Here is an 18,624-nt window from a genome sequence, read left to right on the forward strand (position 1 = left end):
TCATTAAGATAACAAAGATGGTCGGCCAGGCCCAGACCACCACGTCCGGCCACTGGCACTAACAGAATTCTTAGGCAAAAGCTTTCCGCAGCAGCGCAATTTGGCCCGTGTGGTATTGGTTGTGCTGCACCAGCCCGTGCAGCAGCACGTAATATGAGCCGGGCGTGCCGGCGGAATACTCAGGCAGGGGTGCTAAGAAAAGGTCCAGGTCGGCGTCGTGCATACCCGATATGGCGTCCAGCAGCCGCTCGTGAGCCTGCCGGAGTTGCTGCTGGGCATGCTGCCAGGCGGCCTCCGTAGGTTCGGCGGGCACCAGGGGCCAGTTCTCTTCGTCGGTGGGACCGAGCAGCGTGTTCGTTTCCAGGCGACGGCGCACTGTCTCCAGCCACGTATACAGGTGCAGCACAATTTCCCAGATGCTGTGTGCACCCGCCAGCGGATGCGCAACCGCCTGGGCTACCGTGAGGCCCGCCAGGGTGGCCTGCAGCGAAGGACCTGACCAAGCATCTCCGTCGTAGGCCCGCCTTAGTTGGTCGAGTAATCGGTTTATTTCTTTCATCGGCTTCTCTCCCGCTTACTGGTTCTCATACAATACCGCCTAGAACAGCGCCATACCGTACCTTTGCCGCCCTGCCCTGCTGGGCAGCGTAAAGATAGCCTTATGTACACTTTCCTCACTACCAGCCCCTGGGCCGATTACGAGCTGCTCGACGCGGGCAACTTTGAAAAGCTAGAGCGCTTTGGTAAACATATTCTGGCCCGGCCCGAGCCGCAGGCTATCTGGGATCCGCACCTGACGCAAAGTGAGTGGCAGCGCGCCCACGCCACCTTCACCCGCGAGAAAGGCAGCCAGGAGCGTGGTCAGTGGAAGATAAAGCCCAACACCCCTGAGCAATGGGTTATCGGCTATGAGCGGCCCGACGGCCTGAAGCTGCGGTTTCGGCTGGGGCTGTCGTCGTTCAAGCACGTAGGCCTGTTCCCGGAGCAAGACCCCAACTGGCAGTTCATCTACAACCAAACCCGCCAGCGCAAAGCCGCCCAGCCGCGGGTGCTAAACCTGTTCGCCTACACTGGCGCCGCTACGCTAGCCGCCCGAGCCGCCGGCGCTGATGTTACCCACCTCGACTCCGTAAAGCAGGTGAACTTCTGGGCCCGCGACAATATGGAGGCCTCTAACCTGGATGGGGTGCGCTGGCTGGTGGAAGACGCCATGAAATACGTGCGGCGCGAGGTAAAGCGCGGCAGCAAGTACCAGGGCCTCATTCTCGACCCGCCCGCCTACGGCCGCGGCCCCAACGGCGAGAAGTGGCAGCTAGAGGATGAGCTCAACGAAATGCTCAAGCTCTGCAAAGAGCTCCTCGACCCGCAGGATCACTTCTTCCTCATCAACCTGTACTCGCTGGGCTTCTCGGCCCTGATTCTTGATAACCTGGTGTCAGAAATTTTCCCAGGCATGCGGCAGAAGCGTGAAATCGGAGAGATTTACCTGCACGACGCCGGGGAGCGGAAATTGCCCCTCGGTACGTTTTGCCGGTTTGCTACTTAAGAGATGAAGTGACGAGGTGAAAGGCAAAAAGGTGATTGAGTGAAAAGGAAGAGGCATTTAATCTGTCCTATTACCTCTTACCGTACCTCTTTCTACCCTGGTATCTATAGCACCTTCCATCCTCCTTTCATTTCATCCTCCTATATCCCCCTACCCTCATCACCTACTCTGTGTCACAGCAACCTCCCCGCCACCGTCGTCTGGCCCTGATTGACATGGGCACCAACACTTTTCATTTGCTGATTGTGGAGTTGCCTGAGCCCAAGCATCAGGAGCCCATTACGCTGCTGCGCACCAAAGTAGGGGTGCGGCTGGGTGAGGGTGGCATTAGTGCCGGCTACATTGCGCCAGCTTCTTATGCGCGGGCACTCCAAACTTTGCTGGGCTTCAAAGAAGAAATTGAGCTGCACCAGGTAACGGAAGTGCGCGCCACGGCCACCAGTGCCGTGCGCGTATCTAAAAACGGCCCGGAGCTGGTGAAAGACATCTTCGAGCAGACCGGTATTCGGGTGGAGGTTATCCCCGGCGACCGGGAAGCGGAGCTAATTGCCAATGGTATCCGAAAGGCGGTTCCGCTAGGCCAGGTACCGCACCTGCTCATGGATATTGGGGGCGGCTCAGTGGAGTTTATCATTGCCGATGAGCACACCACTTTCTGGAAGCAAAGCTTCGAAATTGGAGCTCAGCGCCTGCTTGATAAGTTCTTCACCGCCGACCCATTGCCAGCCTCCGCCGTGCAGGCCCAGCAAGCCTACCTCGCGGAGGTGCTGGCTCCCCTGACGGCGGCCGTAAACCAGTACCGCCCTGCGGCGCTGGTGGGCGCGTCCGGCACCTTCGATACACTTTGCGACCTGCAGGCTGCCCGCGCTGACCAGCCGGAGCTGGTAGGACACGCTGCGCCCGCCACCCGCATTTCCTTCGAAAGCTTTAGCACCAGCTACGAGCAGCTCCTGCACCTCGACCATGCCGGCCGCCTGAACTTACCCGGAATGACGCCCCTGCGGGCCGATATGATAGTGGTTGCCTGCGTGCTAATTGATTTCGTGCTGACCACCTACGGGCTTAGCACTATTACAGCCTCCGCTTACGCGCTGAAAGAAGGCCTGCTGAGCGAGCTGCTAGGCCAGTAACCTCCGCTCCTACTTTCGCCAGTAGGTCTCTGAAACACTTAGCCGAGCTGGCTTATTTATGCTGCAAAGGGCTTCAAGCTCTCCCCCACATTTCTCCATGGCTACTACGCTATCCTACACGCACCTCTTTAGCTTCACAGAAGCTGTTTTCAAAAGCATTGGCTGCTCTGATGAGGATGCCACGCTGGCTACCGAAACGCTGCTAGCCGCCGACTTGCGCGGCATCGACTCCCACGGCGTTGCGCGCCTCATTGGCTACGTGCGCCTTTGGGAAGCCGGCCGCATCAATGCCACTCCCCGCGTGGGCGTGACCTACGAAACGCCCAGCACCGCCGTGGTAGATGGCGATGGTGGCCTAGGCCTAGTGGTGGGACCTAAAGCCATGGAGGTAGCCATGGAGAAAGCCCGGCAAGTAGGTACCGGGTGGGTATCGGTGAAGAACTCCAACCACTTTGGCATTGCGGGCTACCACGCCATGAAGGCCCTGGCCCACGACATGATGGGTATTGCCATGACCAACGCCTCGCCTCTAGTAGCGCCTACGTATTCGCTGGAGCGCCTGCTGGGCACCAACCCCATTGCCGTAGCCGTACCCGCCGGCGACCAGCCCGACTTCGTGCTCGATATGGCTACCACCACGGCCGCCAACGGCAAGCTGGAAATTGCCCAGCGCAAGAACCTGCCCATTCCGGAAGGCTGGGCCCAGAATGCCGATGGCACAGGCTCAACCGACCCAAATGCTGTGAAAAATGGCGGTGCCCTTCTACCGCTGGGTGGCGCCACCGGCTCTCATAAAGGCTACGGCCTGGGTGCAGTAGTAGATATTTTCTCGGCGGTGCTGAGCGGTGCAAACTACGGGCCTTGGGTGCCACCCTTCGTGGCCTTCCTGCAGCCGTCCGCCAACCCAGTTGGTGAGGGCCTAGGCCACTTCTTTGGGGCCATGCGCGTAGATGCTTTCCGGCCAGCCGCCGAGTTTAAGGCACACATGGACAACTGGATTACTACCTTCCGCAACGCTCGCGCAACGGAAGGTCAGCACGTGCTCATTCCCGGCGACCCAGAGCGTGAGATGAGTGGGAAGCGCCTGCTCGAAGGCATTCCACTGCTCGACCCGGTCATACAGGATCTGGAATCAGTGGGAGCAAAGTTTGGCGTGAAGCTGTAATGCTTCTTTCCAGCTTTCCTCAACGTAAAAAAGCCCGCTCTGCTAATGCAGAGCGGGCTTTTCATTTCTCTAGGCCACTAGGCCAGTTAAATCATTTGCGTGTCATTCAGTAGCCGCTGAATAGCAATGTCCTCGTTTAGGTATTTAGACGAGTACTGCTGATCGGGGCCGTTCAGGAACAGACAGGTGCCACCGTTTACGGCTTCAATAATGGCATCTTTCTCAGCCATTGGCAAAGCGGGGCAGCCCAAGCTACGGCCTAGTCGGCCGTATTGCTTAATGAAGTCTTCGCTAACGTAGTCGGCGCCGTGCATTACCACCGCGCGCGACAGGGCGTTGGTGTTATAGCCTTCATCTACCCCTTGCAGCTTCAAGGAACGGCCGTGCTTACCCGTATACTCGCCTTTGGTCACGTAGAACCCCAGGCTGCTCATGTTCGACTCGTTCTCGTTGGAGAAGTTTGTCGCCATGTTTTCGCCGGAGTTGTGGCCGTGAGCTACCAGGGTATGAAACTTTACTTGCTTGGCTGCCAGGTCCAGCACCCACAGGCGCTTTTCGGTGGAGGGCAAGCTAAAGTCAACCACGGTCAGCAACTGCTTATCATTATTCAGCTTGCCTTCTTCCTCGAGGTTGAGGTAGCCAGTCATGGCTTTCTCAAATACATCGTAGCGCAAGCCCTGCTGAGCCACGCCTAGTTCCTGGTATAAATCATGCAGACGCTGGTTGTACATCGCCTCTTTGGTGAGTACGGGCGCAACTACACGACGCGCCATAGTTTTGGGCGTAGCAGCCTGCGTGCGGGCAATAGGAGCCGCCAGGGGCGTAGCCAAGAACAGCGAAGCCACAAACGGGAGTACCCGACGTGCCATCCGGCGGGCCCGGCGCTTAAGCCGCTGACGACTTACTACACTCTTCTTTTCCATCTGCACGAAATATTGCGGTTATGAGATAGGCTCAACTAGTAATTCTGAGCCAGAGAGATATACGTACTACTCCAACAAACGATACACCCTATCGTGTATTGAGATATAGTCGCTTCCGTATTTAAAACTTGTTGGCCTAGCTCAGAGTTCCCTCCGCCTTTCAAAACGGGGCTGTTCAATGCCATTAGCGCAGTCATTGCTCAACTGTTGCCACCAGTAAAAAAGCCTCACCAGTATCTACTGACGAGGCTTTTTTACTAGATAACCAGCTACTTATAGTTTCCAGTGCTCTTTTTCCAGTTCGGCAATTAGACTTCTACGGTTACCGCCACCCACGGGAGGCTAGCTGTTGCGCTGCTACGGTGGCATCCAGCCATTTCGACTCTAGGCCTGGGCCACTCACGTACAAGCACCCCCCTTCTCCTACTGCCTTAATAATAGCGCGGTATTGGTCGGGTGGTAAGGCGGGGCAGCCTCGGCTGTAGCCGGCTTGTCCGTAGCGCGCCAAGTGCTGCTTGCTCACATAGTCGGCGGCGTGCAGCACCACGTAGCGGCGCAGGGCGTTATCGTTCTGGCCTACGTCGAGGCCGCGCAGGCGACGCGAGAGGCCGTGCTTACCCTGGTAGGTATCCTGCGTGCGGTAAAAGCCCAGCGCAGTGCACTCCGACCGCATAACGTTGGAAAACCGCCAGGCCCGCAAGTGGCCCGAGCCCTCTCCGTGCGCTACGTGGCTGCGGTGCAGCAATTGCCCAGCCGCCAGATCTACTACCCACAGGCGCTTTTCAGAGGAAGGCAGGTCCATGTCGGCAACGGCCAACACCCCGGGCTTGCTCACGCGGCCGTCTTTCCGCAGGTTAAGGTAGCCTACGCAGGCCCGTTCCAGCACTTCCAGGCGCAGCTCGGCCGCTTCCGGGCCAAGACTCGCATGCAGAGCCTGAATTTGCTGGTGCAGAGAATCGGGCACGCCTGCCAGCACCGGAATCGGCGTGAGGCGCAGGGAATCCGGCAGCTCTGTTGCGGTACCAATTGAATCGGGTAGCGTGGCCGGAGCAGTGGGCCGCTTGGCTGCGGAGTAGGCGCTGGTAGTTTCGCCCACCGAAGTTTGGCAAGACGGCAAGAGCGCCAACAGGCCTAGCATAGCCGCTAAGTACAGGGGCTTACCCACCGACTGAGGCACAGATTGCAAGCGTAGCAGTAGATTCATAGCAAACAGCACGATTCGACCCGAAAGTCTGCATTTACCGGCCCGATTGCAAGCTTTCCGTTTGCACGGCTACTTCAACACGAGGTCATTCTGAACAGCCCTTTCACTGCAGGGGTGCTATTCTCAGATTAGGAGGCCATTCGTTATTCCGTCCGGCGGGCAGTTTTCTTCGCTACTTTTGTGCCTTCCGGGCCGATTACCTGTTATGGTTTTTTCCGCCCCTCTTTCCGCTTATTCCGCGTGTCTTGGCACGCTGCTCACATATGGCCAAAGTCGCAATCAATCTTTCTACCGGGAGCCTGCAACAGGAAGAAATCATCGTCGGTATCGACCTGGGCACTACCAACTCCCTGGTGGCCTACATTCACCCTGATACACGCCAGCCTTTGGCCATCAACGACCAGGGCCGCGGAACCATCGTGCCCTCGGTGGTGCACTTTCCGCAGGGTGGCGAAGACCCCATTGTGGGTACGGATGCCAAAAGCTACCTGCTCACTGCCCCGCAGAACACCATTTACTCGGTGAAGCGCCTACTGGGCAAGTCGTACCAAGACTTAGGCCAGCACGCTCAGGACCTGGGGTATAAGGTCATTGATGATAACTCAGAAGGCCTGGTTAAAATCCGGGTCGGTGATAAGTTCTACTCTCCCATTGAGCTATCGGCGGAGATTCTGAAGGAACTGCGGGCTCGTGCCGAGCACGCCCTCAAAACGCCCGTGAACAAGGCCGTAATTACCGTTCCCGCGTACTTCAACGACTCTCAGCGCCAAGCTACCCGCGACGCCGGCCGCCTGGCAGGCCTAGAGGTTCTACGCATTGTGAATGAGCCCACGGCCGCGGCCCTGGCCTACGGCATCGGCCTCTCTCCTGATGAAGAGAAAACGGTAGCCGTATACGATTTGGGTGGCGGCACCTTCGACGTGAGCATTCTGCGCATTCAGCAGGGTATCTTTGAAGTACTGAGCACCAACGGCGACACCTACCTAGGAGGCGATGATATCGACCGCGCTATTATTGACTACTGGAGTGGCGAGTACCAGCTATCTACGCTGCTGTTTAATAATGGTGGTGCCCAACAAGAGCTGCGCTTGCTGGCCGAGTCAGCGAAGAAACACTTAAGCCAGCACGAGGAGTTTTCGGCTGCTTTTGGTGGCACCACGCTCCCGCTCACCAAGGCCAAGTTTAATGAGCTAATTGCCCCGCTGGTTGAGCGCACGCTGGTATCGTGCCGGCAGGCGCTGGCCGATGCCAAGCTCACGCCCGAAGACCTGAACGCCGTATTGCTGGTGGGTGGCTCCACACGCGTGCCGCTAGTGTATGATTCGGTGTCGGAGTTTTTCCAGCAACCCGCCAACAACTCCCTCAACCCCGACGAGGTAGTAGCGCTGGGCGCCGCCATCCAGGCAGATATTCTGGCTGGCAACCGCCGCGACGTACTGCTGCTCGACGTAACGCCTCTCACGCTGGGCATTGAGACGCTGGGTGGCCTAATGGACCCCATCATCCCGCGCAACTCTAAAATCCCGACCAAAGCGGGCCGCCAGTATACCACTTCCGTGGATGGGCAGGTAAACCTGAAAATCTCGGTTTACCAAGGCGAGCGTGACTTGGTCAAGGAAAACCGCAAGCTGGCTGAGTTTGCCCTCCGCGGCATCCCGGCCATGCCGGCAGGCCTACCAAAGGTTGATGTGAACTTCATCCTGAACGCCGACGGCATTCTGAAAGTGGAGGCCATTGAGTTGCGCTCTAACACTCGCCAAGCCGTGGAGATTAAGCCTCAGTATGGCCTCACCGACGAGCAAGTGGAGCAGATGCTGATGGACTCCATGACCCACGCCCGCGAGGATATTGCGGCCCGCATGGTTATTGAAGCCCGCACCGTAGCTGAGCAAATGCTGTATCAGGTAGAGCGTTTTGTGAGCAAAAACGGCCAGCACCTCACCGAAGATGAAACCAGCCAGACCAATGCTGGCGTGGAAAAACTCAAAGCGGCCCTCGCCACTCAGGACAAGGACACGATCTTGAAAGCCGTTGATGAGTTGGAAGAACTCACCCGCCCCTTCGCCGAACGCGTGATGAACATCAGCATCAGCCAAGCTATGGCCGGCAAGAAAATTGAGTAACAGGAACTGAGTAGGTAGAAGCCATTACGTTTGCTGCCTTAACCCTATTTCCATAAAGGGCTCTGCTGCGTGTCGGTAGAGCCCTTTTGCTTTGCCTACACGTTGTTAACTTACCTTTCTGAGCAACGATTTAGTATTAGGAAGTATAAAAAATATTTTAGGCTAGGGAGCCCAGTTGTAAACAGTACAAAGAACTTGCTGATCTATGAATCCAGACTTGCTCCGCCTCTATCACGTTGCTCAGCAACCTAGCCGCCGCATTATTGGGCTAATGTCGGGCACTTCCCTGGATGGGCTAGATGTGGCGCTTTGCCGCCTGCATGGGCATGGCACCAGCACCCGGCTGGAGTTGGAGCACTTCGCCACCGTGCCCTACCACGAGGATGTGCATCATCGCATTCGGCAGGTGTTTGCGCGCGAGCAAGTGAGCTTAGAATATTTAACGCTGCTAAACCCTTGGCTTGGCCACCTACACGCCGACATGATTCTGCAATGCCTGCAGCAGTGGCAGGTGGCTCCGCAGGAAGTAGACCTCATCGCCAGCCACGGCCAAACGGTATACCACGCACCCCAACACCAGCATCAACTCCCCGATTTCAGCCTGAATGCCACCCTACAACTCGGCGATGGCGACCATGTGGCTGTGCGCACTGGTATCATTACTCTGAGCGACTTTCGGCAGAAGCACATTGCGGCGGGGGGCGAAGGTGCCCCACTGGCCGCTTACGGCGACTACCTCCTGCTCAGTAGCCCCGATGAGGAGCGCCTACTCCTTAACCTGGGCGGCATTGCCAACTTCACCTACCTTCCCCGCACTGGCCAAGATGCCAGCACGGCCTTCAGCACCGACACTGGCCCTGGTAATACCCTACTTGATGCCACCGTGCGCAAGCATCGCCCCACACTGGCCTACGACGAGGATGGCCGCCTAGCCAGTGCTGGCCGCATACACGAAGGCTTACTCAGTGAGCTGCTAGGCCACCCCTTCTTTGCCGCTACCTTGCCCAAAACCACCGGCCCCGAGCTTTTTGGGCCGGCTTATCTGCAGCAAGCCCAGGAGCGCAGTAACACCACCAGCCTAGGCCTAGAAGACACGTTGGCAACCCTCACGGAGCTAAGTGCCCTTGGCGTAGCCCGAGCCGTCATGCAGGTTTTTGGTCCTAGGCCTGCTTTGGCCGTGTACGCCAGTGGTGGTGGTGCTCACAACCCCGCACTGCAAGCCGCCTTACAGCGCCACCTGCCCGCTTGTCGCTTCGACACCACTGAGACTTTAGGAGTACTACCTGACGCCAAGGAGGCTATCCTCTTTGCGCTGTTGGCCAACGAAGCCGTAGCTGGGCAGCCTGTGAGCATTGGTGCAGGGCGCCAACGGGTACCTGCAGTGAGTATGGGCAAGATTTCGTTTCCTGGGTAGGCTTAATAAGAGAAACACAACTAAGTCTTCTTTTCGCTATGTTTAGTGGCTTGCTATCAGCTCAATAGAGTTGATAGCAAGCCGTTCTTTTTTACCCCTAACCGTTCCCCTATGCCACACGCTTACTCTCACCCCAAGCGCCACAACCACTGGGTATGGATGGCGCTGCTCCTGCTGTTTCTGGGAGAAACGCTGCCTGCGCTGGCGCAAAACACGCGCTACACTATTCGGGGGCGTGTACTCGATGCCCGCTCCGAAGCATTGCCTGGCACCACGGTTCGCCTGTTAAACACGGTGCTTGGAGCTAGCTCAGATGTAGAAGGTCGCTTTGAGCTCAGCGCTAACTTGGCACCTGGAAATTACCAGCTTGAAGTCAGCTCAGTAGGATACACCCCGGTGCGGCGGCGCCTAGTGCTAGGCACAGAAACTACTATCTCGGTGCCCGATGTATCGTTGAGCGAGGACCTGGTTCGGCTGAACGACGTGGTAGTAACAGGCACCTCGGTAGCTACCAGCAAAAAGCAGCTCGGTAACACCATTGCCACAGTTTCAGGAGATGAGCTGCGCACAACCGTGCCTACCTAGATTGACCAAGCTTTGCAGGGAAAATTTGCGGGGGTACAAATTACCCAGAACTCCGGCAACCCCGCCGGCGGTATTTCGGTGCGCCTACGTGGGCCAAGCACCGTGGCAGGCTCCTCTGATCCGCTTTACATCATCGACGGGGTTATTATCAACAACGACTCGCCCCAACTGCTGGATTTGGGAGGCTACGCGCAAAACCGTCTTGTTGATATCAGCCCCAATGATATTGAGCGTATTGAGGTCATTAAGGGCGCGGCAGCGGCCGCCATTTATGGGTCGCGGGCTTCTAATGGGGTAGTACAAATTTTTACGAAGCGAGGTAAGGAAGGCAAGCCCCAAGTAACGGTGTCGTCGCAGTTCCTAACCTCTCAAATCCGTAAAACTCTCGACTACAACGAATACCCATTGCGTTTTACTAACACCATCGCCACCGACCTGAGCCAGGTGCCCGTGCAGCGCTACGACTATCAGAAGGAGATTTTCCGCACTGCTACCGGCACCGATAATTATGTATCTGTAACGGGTGGCAACACTGGCACTAAGTATTTCGCCTCTGGCAACTACTTCAAGAACCAGGGTATCGTCAAGAACACAGACTTCAACCGCGGAGGTGGGCGCCTGCGATTGCAGCAAACGTTGGGGTCGAAAGCTAGCCTGAGTGTGGGAGCTAATTATGCGTTGAGCCAAAGTCGGGAGGTACCAAACGGCGGTATTAATGAAGCCTACGGTGCCCTAACGGGCTTTATTTTCTCAAACAACTTTATTGACCCAAGCCCCGACCCAATAACCGGCCGCTACCCCAGTACCGCCCTCAATATTGCGCGCACCAACCCGCTGGAAGCCATCAATCGCTTTAACTTCCGCCAACGTACCTCCCGCTTCATCGGCGATGCTCAGCTAAATCTCACCCCTTTTGCTGGTTTCACCATTGACTACGTGCTGGGCTACGACGCCAGCACCCAGGTAGCCACTGGCTTCATTCCAACCAATAGCACGGCTCCCACTTATACTACAGGCCTAGCACGCCGCGCCGACCGTACTTCCTTTCTTGTTAACAACGACCTAACGTTTAGCTACAAGCGTGATTTTACGGAGTGGCTGGCCAGCACCACCACGGCGGGCGGCACGCTGCAGTATGAGCGGGCCCTTTCAACCGGCATTCAGTCCATTAACCTGGCACCGGTGGTGGAAATAATCAATGGTACTACCGTAGCCACAGAAGAGCGTACCGAGCGCACCATTCAGGGGGCCTTCCTCCAGCAGACGTTTGGCCTCTATAACCGTTTATTTATCACAGCTGCCGGCCGCGTAGATGCGGCCTCTGTGTACGGCGCCAACAACCGCACTCAGTTTTATCCTAAGCTCAGCGGCTCCTACGTGGTATCGGAGGAAAACTTCTGGAAAGAAGGTGGCCTAGCCCGCTTTGTGCCGCAATTCAAACTACGCGCCTCCTACGGCGAAGCGGGTAACCTCACGGCCATCGGCGCTTACCAACGCTTCACCAATTTCAACCCCTTAATTCAGGGTGCCCTGCCTGGCCTAGGCACTTCTACCTTGCAAGGCAATAATAACCTGAAGCCGGAGCGCCAGAAAGAGTTTGAGATTGGTACCGATCTGAGCTTACTCAACGACCGGTTAGGCCTTGAATTTTCTTACTACGACAAGCGAGTACAGGACTTGCTATTGCAGCGTGACCTGAATTTCAGCTCTGGTTTTCTGAACCGTTTCGACAACATCGGCAACATGCGCAACCGAGGCGTGGAGCTGCTGATACGTGCTACGGCCGTGAAGTCGGAGCGCGTTACCTGGAATATTACGGGCACGTTTACCCACAACAAGAACCGTATTACCAACATCCCGGGCGGGGTTGTGACCTTCCCCAACGGATTTGGCTTGGTAGCCGGTGTTGAGGGGTACCCGCTAGGCACATACTACGGCACTTATTCGGCCCGCAACCCCGATGGTTCTCTGCTACTCACGCCCGCTGGCCTATACCCGTTAGGCGAGGCGTTCAGGGCACATTTGGCGCCGCCAACACACCGCAACGGGCCGCCGATGGGCAACCTTCGGGCGCCCTACTCAACGGTGTTCTCGGCGACCCAAATCCGCGTTACGTGGCCTCACTTATCAACGAAGTTGGCCTACTCAATGGCCGCCTTTCCCTGCGGGTGCAGTTTGATACCCAACAGGATTTCGACGTATTTAACTTCACGCAACGCGTGGGCAGCCGTGATATTTTCGGGGGGCTAGCCCAATATGAGCCGGAACTGCGCGGTGAGGTACCTAAAGGCACCAGCGTGGCCACCTACAACACGTTTGATCGGTGGATTGAAGATGGCTCGTTTGTCAAGCTGCGGGAAGCTTCTATCAGTTACCTGCTCAAACCTAAATTTCTCGGCATGCGCGACCTCCGCTTTTCTGTAGCTGGCCGCAACCTGTGGGTGATAACCGACTACAGCGGCTACGACCCCGAAGTAAGTGCCGCAGGCCAGAGTAACGCCGTGCGCGGCTTCGACTTTGTGGAGGTGCCCATTCCTCGCTCGGTGTCGGTGGGCTTCAACGCGTCGTTTTAACTACTTCTCCGACTTTGCTTTCTACCGATATGCGTCACTTTTCACTTAGCCCGCGCCGTTTGCTGGCCGGATTATTACTCGGAGGACTGCTGCTGGGCACTGCTGCCTGCGACCTGGACCTTCCTAACCCCAACGCCGCCACTGATGCGCAAACTCTACTACGCGCGAAGGCCTTTTCGCTTTGAGTGTAGGCCTACGCCAGATCTACTCCACGGCAGCTCTAGAGCCCATTATCCTAACTACGGGCGCCACAAGCCGGGAAGTAAAGGGCATCACCACGTTTTTCAATATCACTGAGTTGGAGCAAGGTGGGGCGCAGTTATCCCCGAGTAACGCCAATACCTCTGCCCTGTTTGCCCGCAACTACCGGGTAGTGCTTATTGCCGACCAGCTGATTTCGGCCGCTCCTTCGGTACTAAGTGCAGATGCGGCAGCGCGCAGTGGCGTACTGGCGCACGCCTACCTATTCAAAGCAGCGGCCCTGGCCGGCGTGGCATTAGGCTTTGAGCAAGGCCCACTTAGTGCCGAAGCATCCCCGGGTTTCGTTCCTCGGCAGCAGCTTTTGCAGGAAGCTATACGCCTGCTTGATCTGGCAACGCAGGAATTGGCCACTACTCCCCCTTCTGCCGAATTCAACTCCCAGGTAATTGGCCCCGACTTTAACCTACCCAACACGGTACAGGCCTACCGGGCCCGCTTCAACCTCATGGCCGGCAATTATGCAGCTGCTCTAGCTGCCGCCAACCTAGTTAACCTCACGGTACGGTCTGCATTCACCTATTCTACCCAAAACCCGAACCCGGTTTATCAATTCACCATTTTGCCCGGCACCAACTTCCGGCCCCGCGACCGGTTTGGGCTGCCCGCTAGCCTAGTAGAACCCGGCGACGGACGCCTAGCGTTTTACCTAACTGGCCCTGTAGTGGCAGACAACAACAACGGCAGTACCGATAACATCCGCAGCTTGGCTGGCTTCTTCACCAGCCAGACCAGCCCTATCCCTGCCTATTTGCCCGACGAAATGCGCTTAATCCGAGCTGAGGCAAACCTGCGGGCCGCCACGCCCAACATCGCAGCCGCCCTCACCGATATCAACGCGGTGCGCACCCAAACGTCTGGTGACCCGTTTGGAGTGTACCCTGGTTTGCCAGCCTACTCAAGTCCTCTCACGGTAGATGCCTTACTGCTGGAAGTGTATAAACAGCGCAGCGCTGAGCTCTTTTTAAGTGGCCTACGCCTAGATGATAGCCGCCGCTTTGGCCGCCCATCGCCACCTGCCTCACTTACGGAACGCACACGCAACTTCTACCCCTATCCGCAGCAAGAGCGCGTTAACAACCCTAATACGCCCACCGACCCAGCCATATAATGCTAGGTTTAACAAAAGAGCCTCCTCCGGTAAACTGGAGGAGGCTCTTTTTATTTGTGGCCTACGTTATTTCACGGGCGCCACCAGCGGTACTAACCCGAAACCGAGTACCTGTCGGGCCGTGGAATCGCGGAACGTGACGTCGAGTTGGAAGTGCGGATAAGCCTGTAGGGTATCGGCTTTGTAAGAGAAGGCCACGAAGGGTTGCGGCACTTGGGTATCGCGCAGGCGGTAGCCTAGCTTGTAGAGGCTGATAGTAGGGCCGTAGTGCTTGGCTTGCTTGTACAGAGGCTCGGCGGCTTTTTGAAATTGTTGGGCCGATAACCCCTGCCGGACTTCCGGGGCTAAGTGCCCATAGGCCACTGCCCATTCGCCACGCACCACCGCCAGTAAGAACTGCCGCGCCACTTGCACCTGAGTAGTGGGTGCTTGCGCGGGATGTGCTAGCAAGGGCGTTAGCACCAACAGGCCTAGCAGCGCGAACCGCGCCGAGAAAGATCGAAGTACATTCATTAGAGAAAGCCGGGGCAACTACCACGCCACAACGGCCGGACTTACTCCTCCTTTTCCGGTGCTACCAGCACGAACACGTCCTCGCCGGGGCGCTTCATGATGTACTTCTCCCGGGCAAATTTTTCCAGCAGCTCAGGGCTGCTTAGCAGCTCGGCGCGGTCTTTCTTCACTTTGTCAATTTCACGCAGGTAGTATTCTTTGTCGGTGCGCAGCTCCTGCCACTTGGCGTACATGTCGTACTGCTTCACAAAATCGTTGGCATCGAACACGAACATCCACACCAGAAAGCCTAGGCCAGTCAGGAAGTAAAAGCTGCGCAGGAAGCGCGGCACTCGGCTGAATGCATCGGAGAAACTCATGGCAAAAGCGGCTAATGAAGCTGCCCACGAGCAGCTATGTGTACAAATATCACGATTTCGGCTAACACCAACACTACGCAAAAACGGTGTCGCCACCCGTAGGTAACGACACCGTTTCGTCGTAAACACTGCTCAGCACCACTTAGCGCCAAACGTAATTACATTTTCTTGCCGGGGAAGTAGGCCACCTCGCCCAGCTCTTCCTCGATGCGGAGCAGCTGGTTGTACTTCGCCATCCGGTCGGAGCGCGAAGCCGAGCCCGTCTTGATCTGGCCGGTGTTGAGCGCCACTGCCAGGTCGGCGATGGTGTTGTCCTCCGTTTCGCCCGAGCGGTGCGACATGATGCTCTTGTAGCCGTTGCGGCGACCCAGGTTGATGGCATCAATCGTCTCGGTGAGCGTACCGATCTGGTTTACTTTGATGAGGATGGCGTTGGCAATCTGCTCATCAATACCGCGCTGCAGACGGTTTACGTTGGTCACGAACAGGTCGTCACCTACTAGCTGCGTGGTCGAGCCGATGCTGTCGGTCAGGTTCTTCCAGCCGGTCCAGTCATCCTCGTCCATGCCATCTTCAATGCTGATGATGGGGTACTTCTTGGTCCAGTCGGTCCAGTAGGCCACCATCTCCGAAGAGGTCAGCTTGTCGCCAGTGCTCTTCTTGAAGTGGTAGTGACCATCAGAGTAGAACTCCGAAGCAGCGGCGTCCATGGCAATCATCACGTCGTCGCCGGGCTTGTAGCCAGCCGTTTCAATGGCTTGCAGTACTACCTTAATGGCGTCTTCGTTTGATTTAATGTTCGGCGCGAAACCACCTTCGTCACCCACGTTCGTGCTCAGGCCTTGCTTCTTGAGTACGTTTTTGAGGTGATGGAAGATTTCAGTGCCCCAGCGCAGTGCCTCCGAGAACGAAGGAGCGCCCACGGGCATAATCATGAACTCCTGAAAGTCGATGCTGTTGTCGGCGTGCGAGCCGCCGTTCAGGATGTTCATCATCGGTACGGGCAGCGTGGTGGCGTTTACGCCGCCCACGTAGCGGTACAGGGGCATGCCAGCTTCGGCAGCAGCAGCGCGGGCAATAGCCAGCGAAGCACCCAGAATAGCGTTGGCGCCCAGGTTAGCTTTGTTAGGCGTGCCGTCGAGCTCCAGCATGATCTTATCGAGCAAACCTTGCTCGAATACCGAGAAACCAATCAGCTCTTCGGCAATCTTGCTGTTCACGTTTTCCACGGCCTTCAGCACCCCTTTGCCCATGTACTTCGACTTGTCGTCGTCGCGCAGCTCCACGGCTTCGTGCTTACCGGTAGAAGCGCCCGAGGGTACGGCCGCACGGCCTACGGTGCCGCTTTCGGTGGTCACGTCCACCTCCACGGTTGGGTTGCCGCGCGAGTCAAAGATCTGGCGAGCGTGGATTTCGGTGATGATACTCATGAGAAATGGGTTGAATGGAAGAATAGAATGGCTTGGGAAATTTCACAATCCAAACCCGACTAGGCCCGGTTGCGTTGGGGCGGCAAGGTACTCAATTGGACCTTTTTGCCCAGTGCGAAATATTGCCAGTGCAAAGTCAGCATCAGAAACGGCCAAGCAGACACAACCTATTTTTGCCACTAGACCATATGATAGCCAGTGCTTCTATCTGACTGGCCTAAAACGGCCTAATTAGCACGTCATCCTGAGCTTGCGAAGGATCTTGTTACGTCAGCACGAGGCGCAATGCCAGTCGTTCAAACCTGATAAGGTCCTTCACAAGCTCAGGCTGACGTGTGGGTGTATTGGGTTACTCACTACAATATCAGCACGCGAGATGTCTCGACAAGCTCGCTATGACGCGGTTATGTAGTATTTGTAGGCCACTCCTACCCTTCCAGCCACTTCCGAAACTCCGGGGTCTGCGCGGCGCTAGTGGTAAGCGTCACGCTGCTGGCTCGCAGCTTCACAGCCAGCCGGTTATTGAAATAGGGCTCCACTTTCTCCACAAAGGCAATATTTACTAGCTCCGAGCGGTTCAGCCGTCCAAACCTGGTAGGGTCGAGCTGCCGCTCCAGCTCCGTGAGCGTGCCGCCAAGCGGGTAGCGCGTGCCAGCTCCATCCACGGCAAACGTCACGCCCTCATCTGCCTGCACGTAGGCCACTTCATCCGTTTGTAGCACATACAGGCCGTTGCGCATGCGCACCGAAAAACGCTGCTTGTACTGGGGCTGGGCATTTTGGCGCAGGGCCTGGCCTAGTTCGCGCACAATATCAGCACTCAGCACAGGAGCCGCAGCCGGCACAACTGGGGCAAAGCTCTGCTGCAGAAACTGGTACTTATCCAGCGCCTCCCGAAACTGCGCGTAATCGAAGGGCTTAAGCAAGTAAGCAATACCATTGCCGCGGAAAGCGGCCAGCAAGAACTGGTCGTAGGCGGTAGTGAAAATTATGGGGCACGTCACCCGGAAACGCTCATACAGCGAAAACACATTCCCATCGAGCAACTCAATATCAGAGAAGATCAGGTCGGGCATGGGATACGTCTGCAGCCAGCTTAAGGCCTTTTCTACGCTACGCAACACCGGCGGTGCTTCACTTACCAAACCGGCCTGCTTCAGAAACTGCACCGTTTGCCGAGCCGCCAGCTCCTCATCCTCCAGAATCAGAATGTTCATGTACGCCTGTTGAGTTAGCCCGTCTTCTACGCCGCAGAATATACCTGCGCCTGCCGCATCACCGGCACTGTCACAATGAATGCCGTGCCAGTATTTTCTACCGCTATGGCCTTATTGAACAAAAGCTTATACCGTTCCCGCAGGTTCACCAAGCCTAGGCCAGTAGAATCAACGGCCGTCAGCTTGGGTCGCAACGCATGCCATATTACCAGCTCCGTTTCCGTTACTTTAATGGTGATGAGCAGTGCGTTGTCCTCGTCGCCGGCGTTGTGCTTGATGGCGTTTTCCACTAACAGCTGCAGCGTGCCGGGCACTACCAGCAACCGCTCCAACTCTGCCGTTTCCGCTAGCTCCTGCCGAAACGCGTAGGCCTCTCCAAAGCGGTGGCGTAGCAGGTAGATGTACTCATTTACAAATTGCAGTTCCTCCGCCACCGTCACAAAGTCGTCTTCCTTGTGCCGAATCAGAAACCGGTACAGGTTGGCAAAGCGGCTCAGGTAGGCATTAGCCTCGGCCGGGTCCTGCTGAATCAGGCCGCGCAGCACGTTGAGGTTGTTGAACAGGAAGTGCGGGTCAATCTGAGCTTTAAGGTTGCGCAGCTCACTTTCCGTTTGGGCCTTTTGGGTTTGGAGCAGGCGACTCTGCACCTCAAAATAACGCTTGCCAGCCATCAGAATACCCAGCATCCCGTAACTCTGGGTGTGCTGGATGACGGCGTTGAGCACTTCCTCTATACTCCAGTGCACGGGTCGCTGGCTGAATAATAATTGGTAGCCAACCAAATAAAAGTGGGCATCCAACATCACAAACACCACTACACTAGCCAGCACCACTACGGCATTGCGCCGTAACAGGGCCATCGGCAGAAACTGAAACACCAGCAGGTACACCGCCACCGAGTCAAGCAGTATCGTGTAAAGAATGCCTGCCAGCGCCCGCTGCACCCCGAAATCGTGCCGATAGCTTGAGTAGATAATGGGTGCAGCCAGCAACCAGTACACCACCAGCAACAGGAGGTCGGAGTTGTAAGACCGCGAGGGTTTCAGAGAGGAGGTATTCATAGCCGACCGGAA

The 18,624-nt window shown here is 56.7% G+C and carries 18 protein-coding genes; 10 read left to right on the plus strand and 8 right to left on the minus strand.

The window, feature by feature from the left end:
- Window positions 1-70 precede the first annotated feature (70 nt).
- Window positions 71-559: a DinB family protein gene (locus EU557_RS07125; RefSeq protein WP_135529737.1), complete on the minus strand. Its 489-nt coding sequence runs from the start codon at window positions 557-559 to the stop codon at window positions 71-73.
- Between the two features lie 102 nt (window positions 560-661).
- On the opposite strand from EU557_RS07125, the gene EU557_RS07130 reads away from it, so the two are divergent.
- The 3 genes from EU557_RS07130 (at window position 662) to EU557_RS07140 (ending at window position 3,841) form a co-directional block, all read left to right on the plus strand.
- Window positions 662-1,546 (plus strand): class I SAM-dependent methyltransferase, encoded by an 885-nt coding sequence (locus EU557_RS07130; RefSeq protein WP_135529738.1) that lies wholly within the window; start codon window positions 662-664, stop codon window positions 1,544-1,546.
- 170 nt (window positions 1,547-1,716) lie between these two features.
- Window positions 1,717-2,676: a Ppx/GppA phosphatase family protein gene (locus EU557_RS07135; protein WP_245326197.1), complete on the plus strand. Its 960-nt coding sequence runs from the start codon at window positions 1,717-1,719 to the stop codon at window positions 2,674-2,676.
- Between the two features lie 97 nt (window positions 2,677-2,773).
- On the plus strand, window positions 2,774-3,841 hold the full coding sequence (locus EU557_RS07140; RefSeq protein ID WP_135529739.1) for an Ldh family oxidoreductase: 1,068 nt from the start codon (window positions 2,774-2,776) through the stop codon (window positions 3,839-3,841).
- A gap of 86 nt (window positions 3,842-3,927) precedes the next feature.
- On the opposite strand, the gene EU557_RS07145 is transcribed toward EU557_RS07140, so the two are convergent.
- Window positions 3,928-4,764: a murein L,D-transpeptidase catalytic domain family protein gene (locus tag EU557_RS07145; RefSeq protein WP_135529740.1), complete on the minus strand. Its 837-nt coding sequence runs from the start codon at window positions 4,762-4,764 to the stop codon at window positions 3,928-3,930.
- A gap of 322 nt (window positions 4,765-5,086) precedes the next feature.
- Window positions 5,087-5,968 carry a murein L,D-transpeptidase catalytic domain family protein gene (locus EU557_RS07150; protein WP_135529741.1) on the minus strand — a complete coding sequence of 294 codons (882 nt, stop codon included), beginning with the start codon at window positions 5,966-5,968 and terminating at the stop codon, window positions 5,087-5,089.
- Between the two features lie 263 nt (window positions 5,969-6,231).
- Here EU557_RS07150 and hscA point away from each other — a divergent pair, with 263 nt between their 5' ends.
- From hscA to EU557_RS07180, 7 genes are all read left to right on the plus strand, one after another.
- A complete protein-coding gene (gene hscA, locus EU557_RS07155) occupies window positions 6,232-8,091 on the plus strand; it encodes a Fe-S protein assembly chaperone HscA (RefSeq protein WP_135529742.1) in 1,860 nt (619 codons plus the stop codon).
- Between the two features lie 205 nt (window positions 8,092-8,296).
- Window positions 8,297-9,505 (plus strand): anhydro-N-acetylmuramic acid kinase, encoded by a 1,209-nt coding sequence (locus tag EU557_RS07160; protein WP_135529743.1) that lies wholly within the window; start codon window positions 8,297-8,299, stop codon window positions 9,503-9,505.
- Window positions 9,506-9,616: 111 nt separating this feature from the next.
- Window positions 9,617-10,090 (plus strand): carboxypeptidase-like regulatory domain-containing protein, encoded by a 474-nt coding sequence (locus EU557_RS07165; RefSeq protein WP_135529744.1) that lies wholly within the window; start codon window positions 9,617-9,619, stop codon window positions 10,088-10,090.
- A gap of 12 nt (window positions 10,091-10,102) precedes the next feature.
- Window positions 10,103-12,340 (plus strand): SusC/RagA family TonB-linked outer membrane protein, encoded by a 2,238-nt coding sequence (locus tag EU557_RS07170; RefSeq protein WP_167855117.1) that lies wholly within the window; start codon window positions 10,103-10,105, stop codon window positions 12,338-12,340.
- Window positions 12,310-12,663: a hypothetical protein gene (locus EU557_RS07175; protein WP_135529746.1), complete on the plus strand. Its 354-nt coding sequence runs from the start codon at window positions 12,310-12,312 to the stop codon at window positions 12,661-12,663. Before EU557_RS07170 ends, EU557_RS07175 begins: the two co-directional genes overlap by 31 nt.
- Window positions 12,664-12,692: 29 nt before the next feature.
- Window positions 12,693-12,848 carry a hypothetical protein gene (locus EU557_RS25720; protein ID WP_210116005.1) on the plus strand — a complete coding sequence of 52 codons (156 nt, stop codon included), beginning with the start codon at window positions 12,693-12,695 and terminating at the stop codon, window positions 12,846-12,848.
- The gene (locus EU557_RS07180; RefSeq protein WP_210116006.1) at window positions 12,845-14,032 is read left to right on the plus strand and encodes a RagB/SusD family nutrient uptake outer membrane protein; all 1,188 of its coding nucleotides are present in this window, start codon (window positions 12,845-12,847) and stop codon (window positions 14,030-14,032) included. The genes EU557_RS25720 and EU557_RS07180 overlap by 4 nt, the downstream gene beginning before the upstream one ends.
- Before the next feature lie 66 nt (window positions 14,033-14,098).
- Here EU557_RS07180 and EU557_RS07185 read toward each other — a convergent pair whose 3' ends face one another.
- The 5 genes from EU557_RS07185 to EU557_RS07205 form a co-directional block, all read right to left on the minus strand.
- Window positions 14,099-14,545, minus strand: a complete 447-nt coding sequence (locus EU557_RS07185) for a hypothetical protein (protein WP_135529747.1) — start codon at window positions 14,543-14,545, stop codon at window positions 14,099-14,101.
- Between the two features lie 41 nt (window positions 14,546-14,586).
- Window positions 14,587-14,904 carry an FtsB family cell division protein gene (locus EU557_RS07190; RefSeq protein ID WP_135529748.1) on the minus strand — a complete coding sequence of 106 codons (318 nt, stop codon included), beginning with the start codon at window positions 14,902-14,904 and terminating at the stop codon, window positions 14,587-14,589.
- Window positions 14,905-15,062: 158 nt separating this feature from the next.
- Window positions 15,063-16,334, minus strand: coding sequence for a phosphopyruvate hydratase (eno, locus tag EU557_RS07195; RefSeq protein ID WP_135529749.1), 1,272 nt, complete (start codon window positions 16,332-16,334; stop codon window positions 15,063-15,065).
- Between the two features lie 428 nt (window positions 16,335-16,762).
- The gene (locus EU557_RS07200) at window positions 16,763-17,551 is read right to left on the minus strand and encodes a LytR/AlgR family response regulator transcription factor (RefSeq protein WP_135529750.1); all 789 of its coding nucleotides are present in this window, start codon (window positions 17,549-17,551) and stop codon (window positions 16,763-16,765) included.
- A 26-nt stretch (window positions 17,552-17,577) separates the two neighbouring features.
- On the minus strand, window positions 17,578-18,612 hold the full coding sequence (locus EU557_RS07205; RefSeq protein ID WP_135529751.1) for a sensor histidine kinase: 1,035 nt from the start codon (window positions 18,610-18,612) through the stop codon (window positions 17,578-17,580).
- Between the last annotated feature and the right edge of the window lie 12 nt (window positions 18,613-18,624).

The organism is Hymenobacter wooponensis (assembly GCF_004745865.1).
Classification (GTDB): domain Bacteria; phylum Bacteroidota; class Bacteroidia; order Cytophagales; family Hymenobacteraceae; genus Hymenobacter; species Hymenobacter wooponensis.

Bases quoted from the DNA above. Each gene is read 5' to 3' on its own strand.
- eno (WP_135529749.1), bottom strand. From the start codon at position 16,334: ATGAGTATCATCACCGAAATCCACGCTCGCCAGATCTTTGACTCGCGC.
- EU557_RS07200 (WP_135529750.1), bottom strand. From the start codon at position 17,551: ATGAACATTCTGATTCTGGAGGATGAGGAGCTGGCGGCTCGGCAAACG.
- EU557_RS07140 (WP_135529739.1), top strand. From the start codon at position 2,774: ATGGCTACTACGCTATCCTACACGCACCTCTTTAGCTTCACAGAAGCT.
- EU557_RS07190 (WP_135529748.1), bottom strand. From the start codon at position 14,904: ATGAGTTTCTCCGATGCATTCAGCCGAGTGCCGCGCTTCCTGCGCAGC.
- EU557_RS07185 (WP_135529747.1), bottom strand. From the start codon at position 14,545: ATGAATGTACTTCGATCTTTCTCGGCGCGGTTCGCGCTGCTAGGCCTG.
- EU557_RS07160 (WP_135529743.1), top strand. From the start codon at position 8,297: ATGAATCCAGACTTGCTCCGCCTCTATCACGTTGCTCAGCAACCTAGC.
- EU557_RS07150 (WP_135529741.1), bottom strand. From the start codon at position 5,968: ATGAATCTACTGCTACGCTTGCAATCTGTGCCTCAGTCGGTGGGTAAG.
- EU557_RS07165 (WP_135529744.1), top strand. From the start codon at position 9,617: ATGCCACACGCTTACTCTCACCCCAAGCGCCACAACCACTGGGTATGG.
- hscA (WP_135529742.1), top strand. From the start codon at position 6,232: ATGGCCAAAGTCGCAATCAATCTTTCTACCGGGAGCCTGCAACAGGAA.
- EU557_RS07130 (WP_135529738.1), top strand. From the start codon at position 662: ATGTACACTTTCCTCACTACCAGCCCCTGGGCCGATTACGAGCTGCTC.
- EU557_RS25720 (WP_210116005.1), top strand. From the start codon at position 12,693: ATGCGTCACTTTTCACTTAGCCCGCGCCGTTTGCTGGCCGGATTATTA.
- EU557_RS07145 (WP_135529740.1), bottom strand. From the start codon at position 4,764: ATGGAAAAGAAGAGTGTAGTAAGTCGTCAGCGGCTTAAGCGCCGGGCC.
- EU557_RS07205 (WP_135529751.1), bottom strand. From the start codon at position 18,612: ATGAATACCTCCTCTCTGAAACCCTCGCGGTCTTACAACTCCGACCTC.
- EU557_RS07125 (WP_135529737.1), bottom strand. From the start codon at position 559: ATGAAAGAAATAAACCGATTACTCGACCAACTAAGGCGGGCCTACGAC.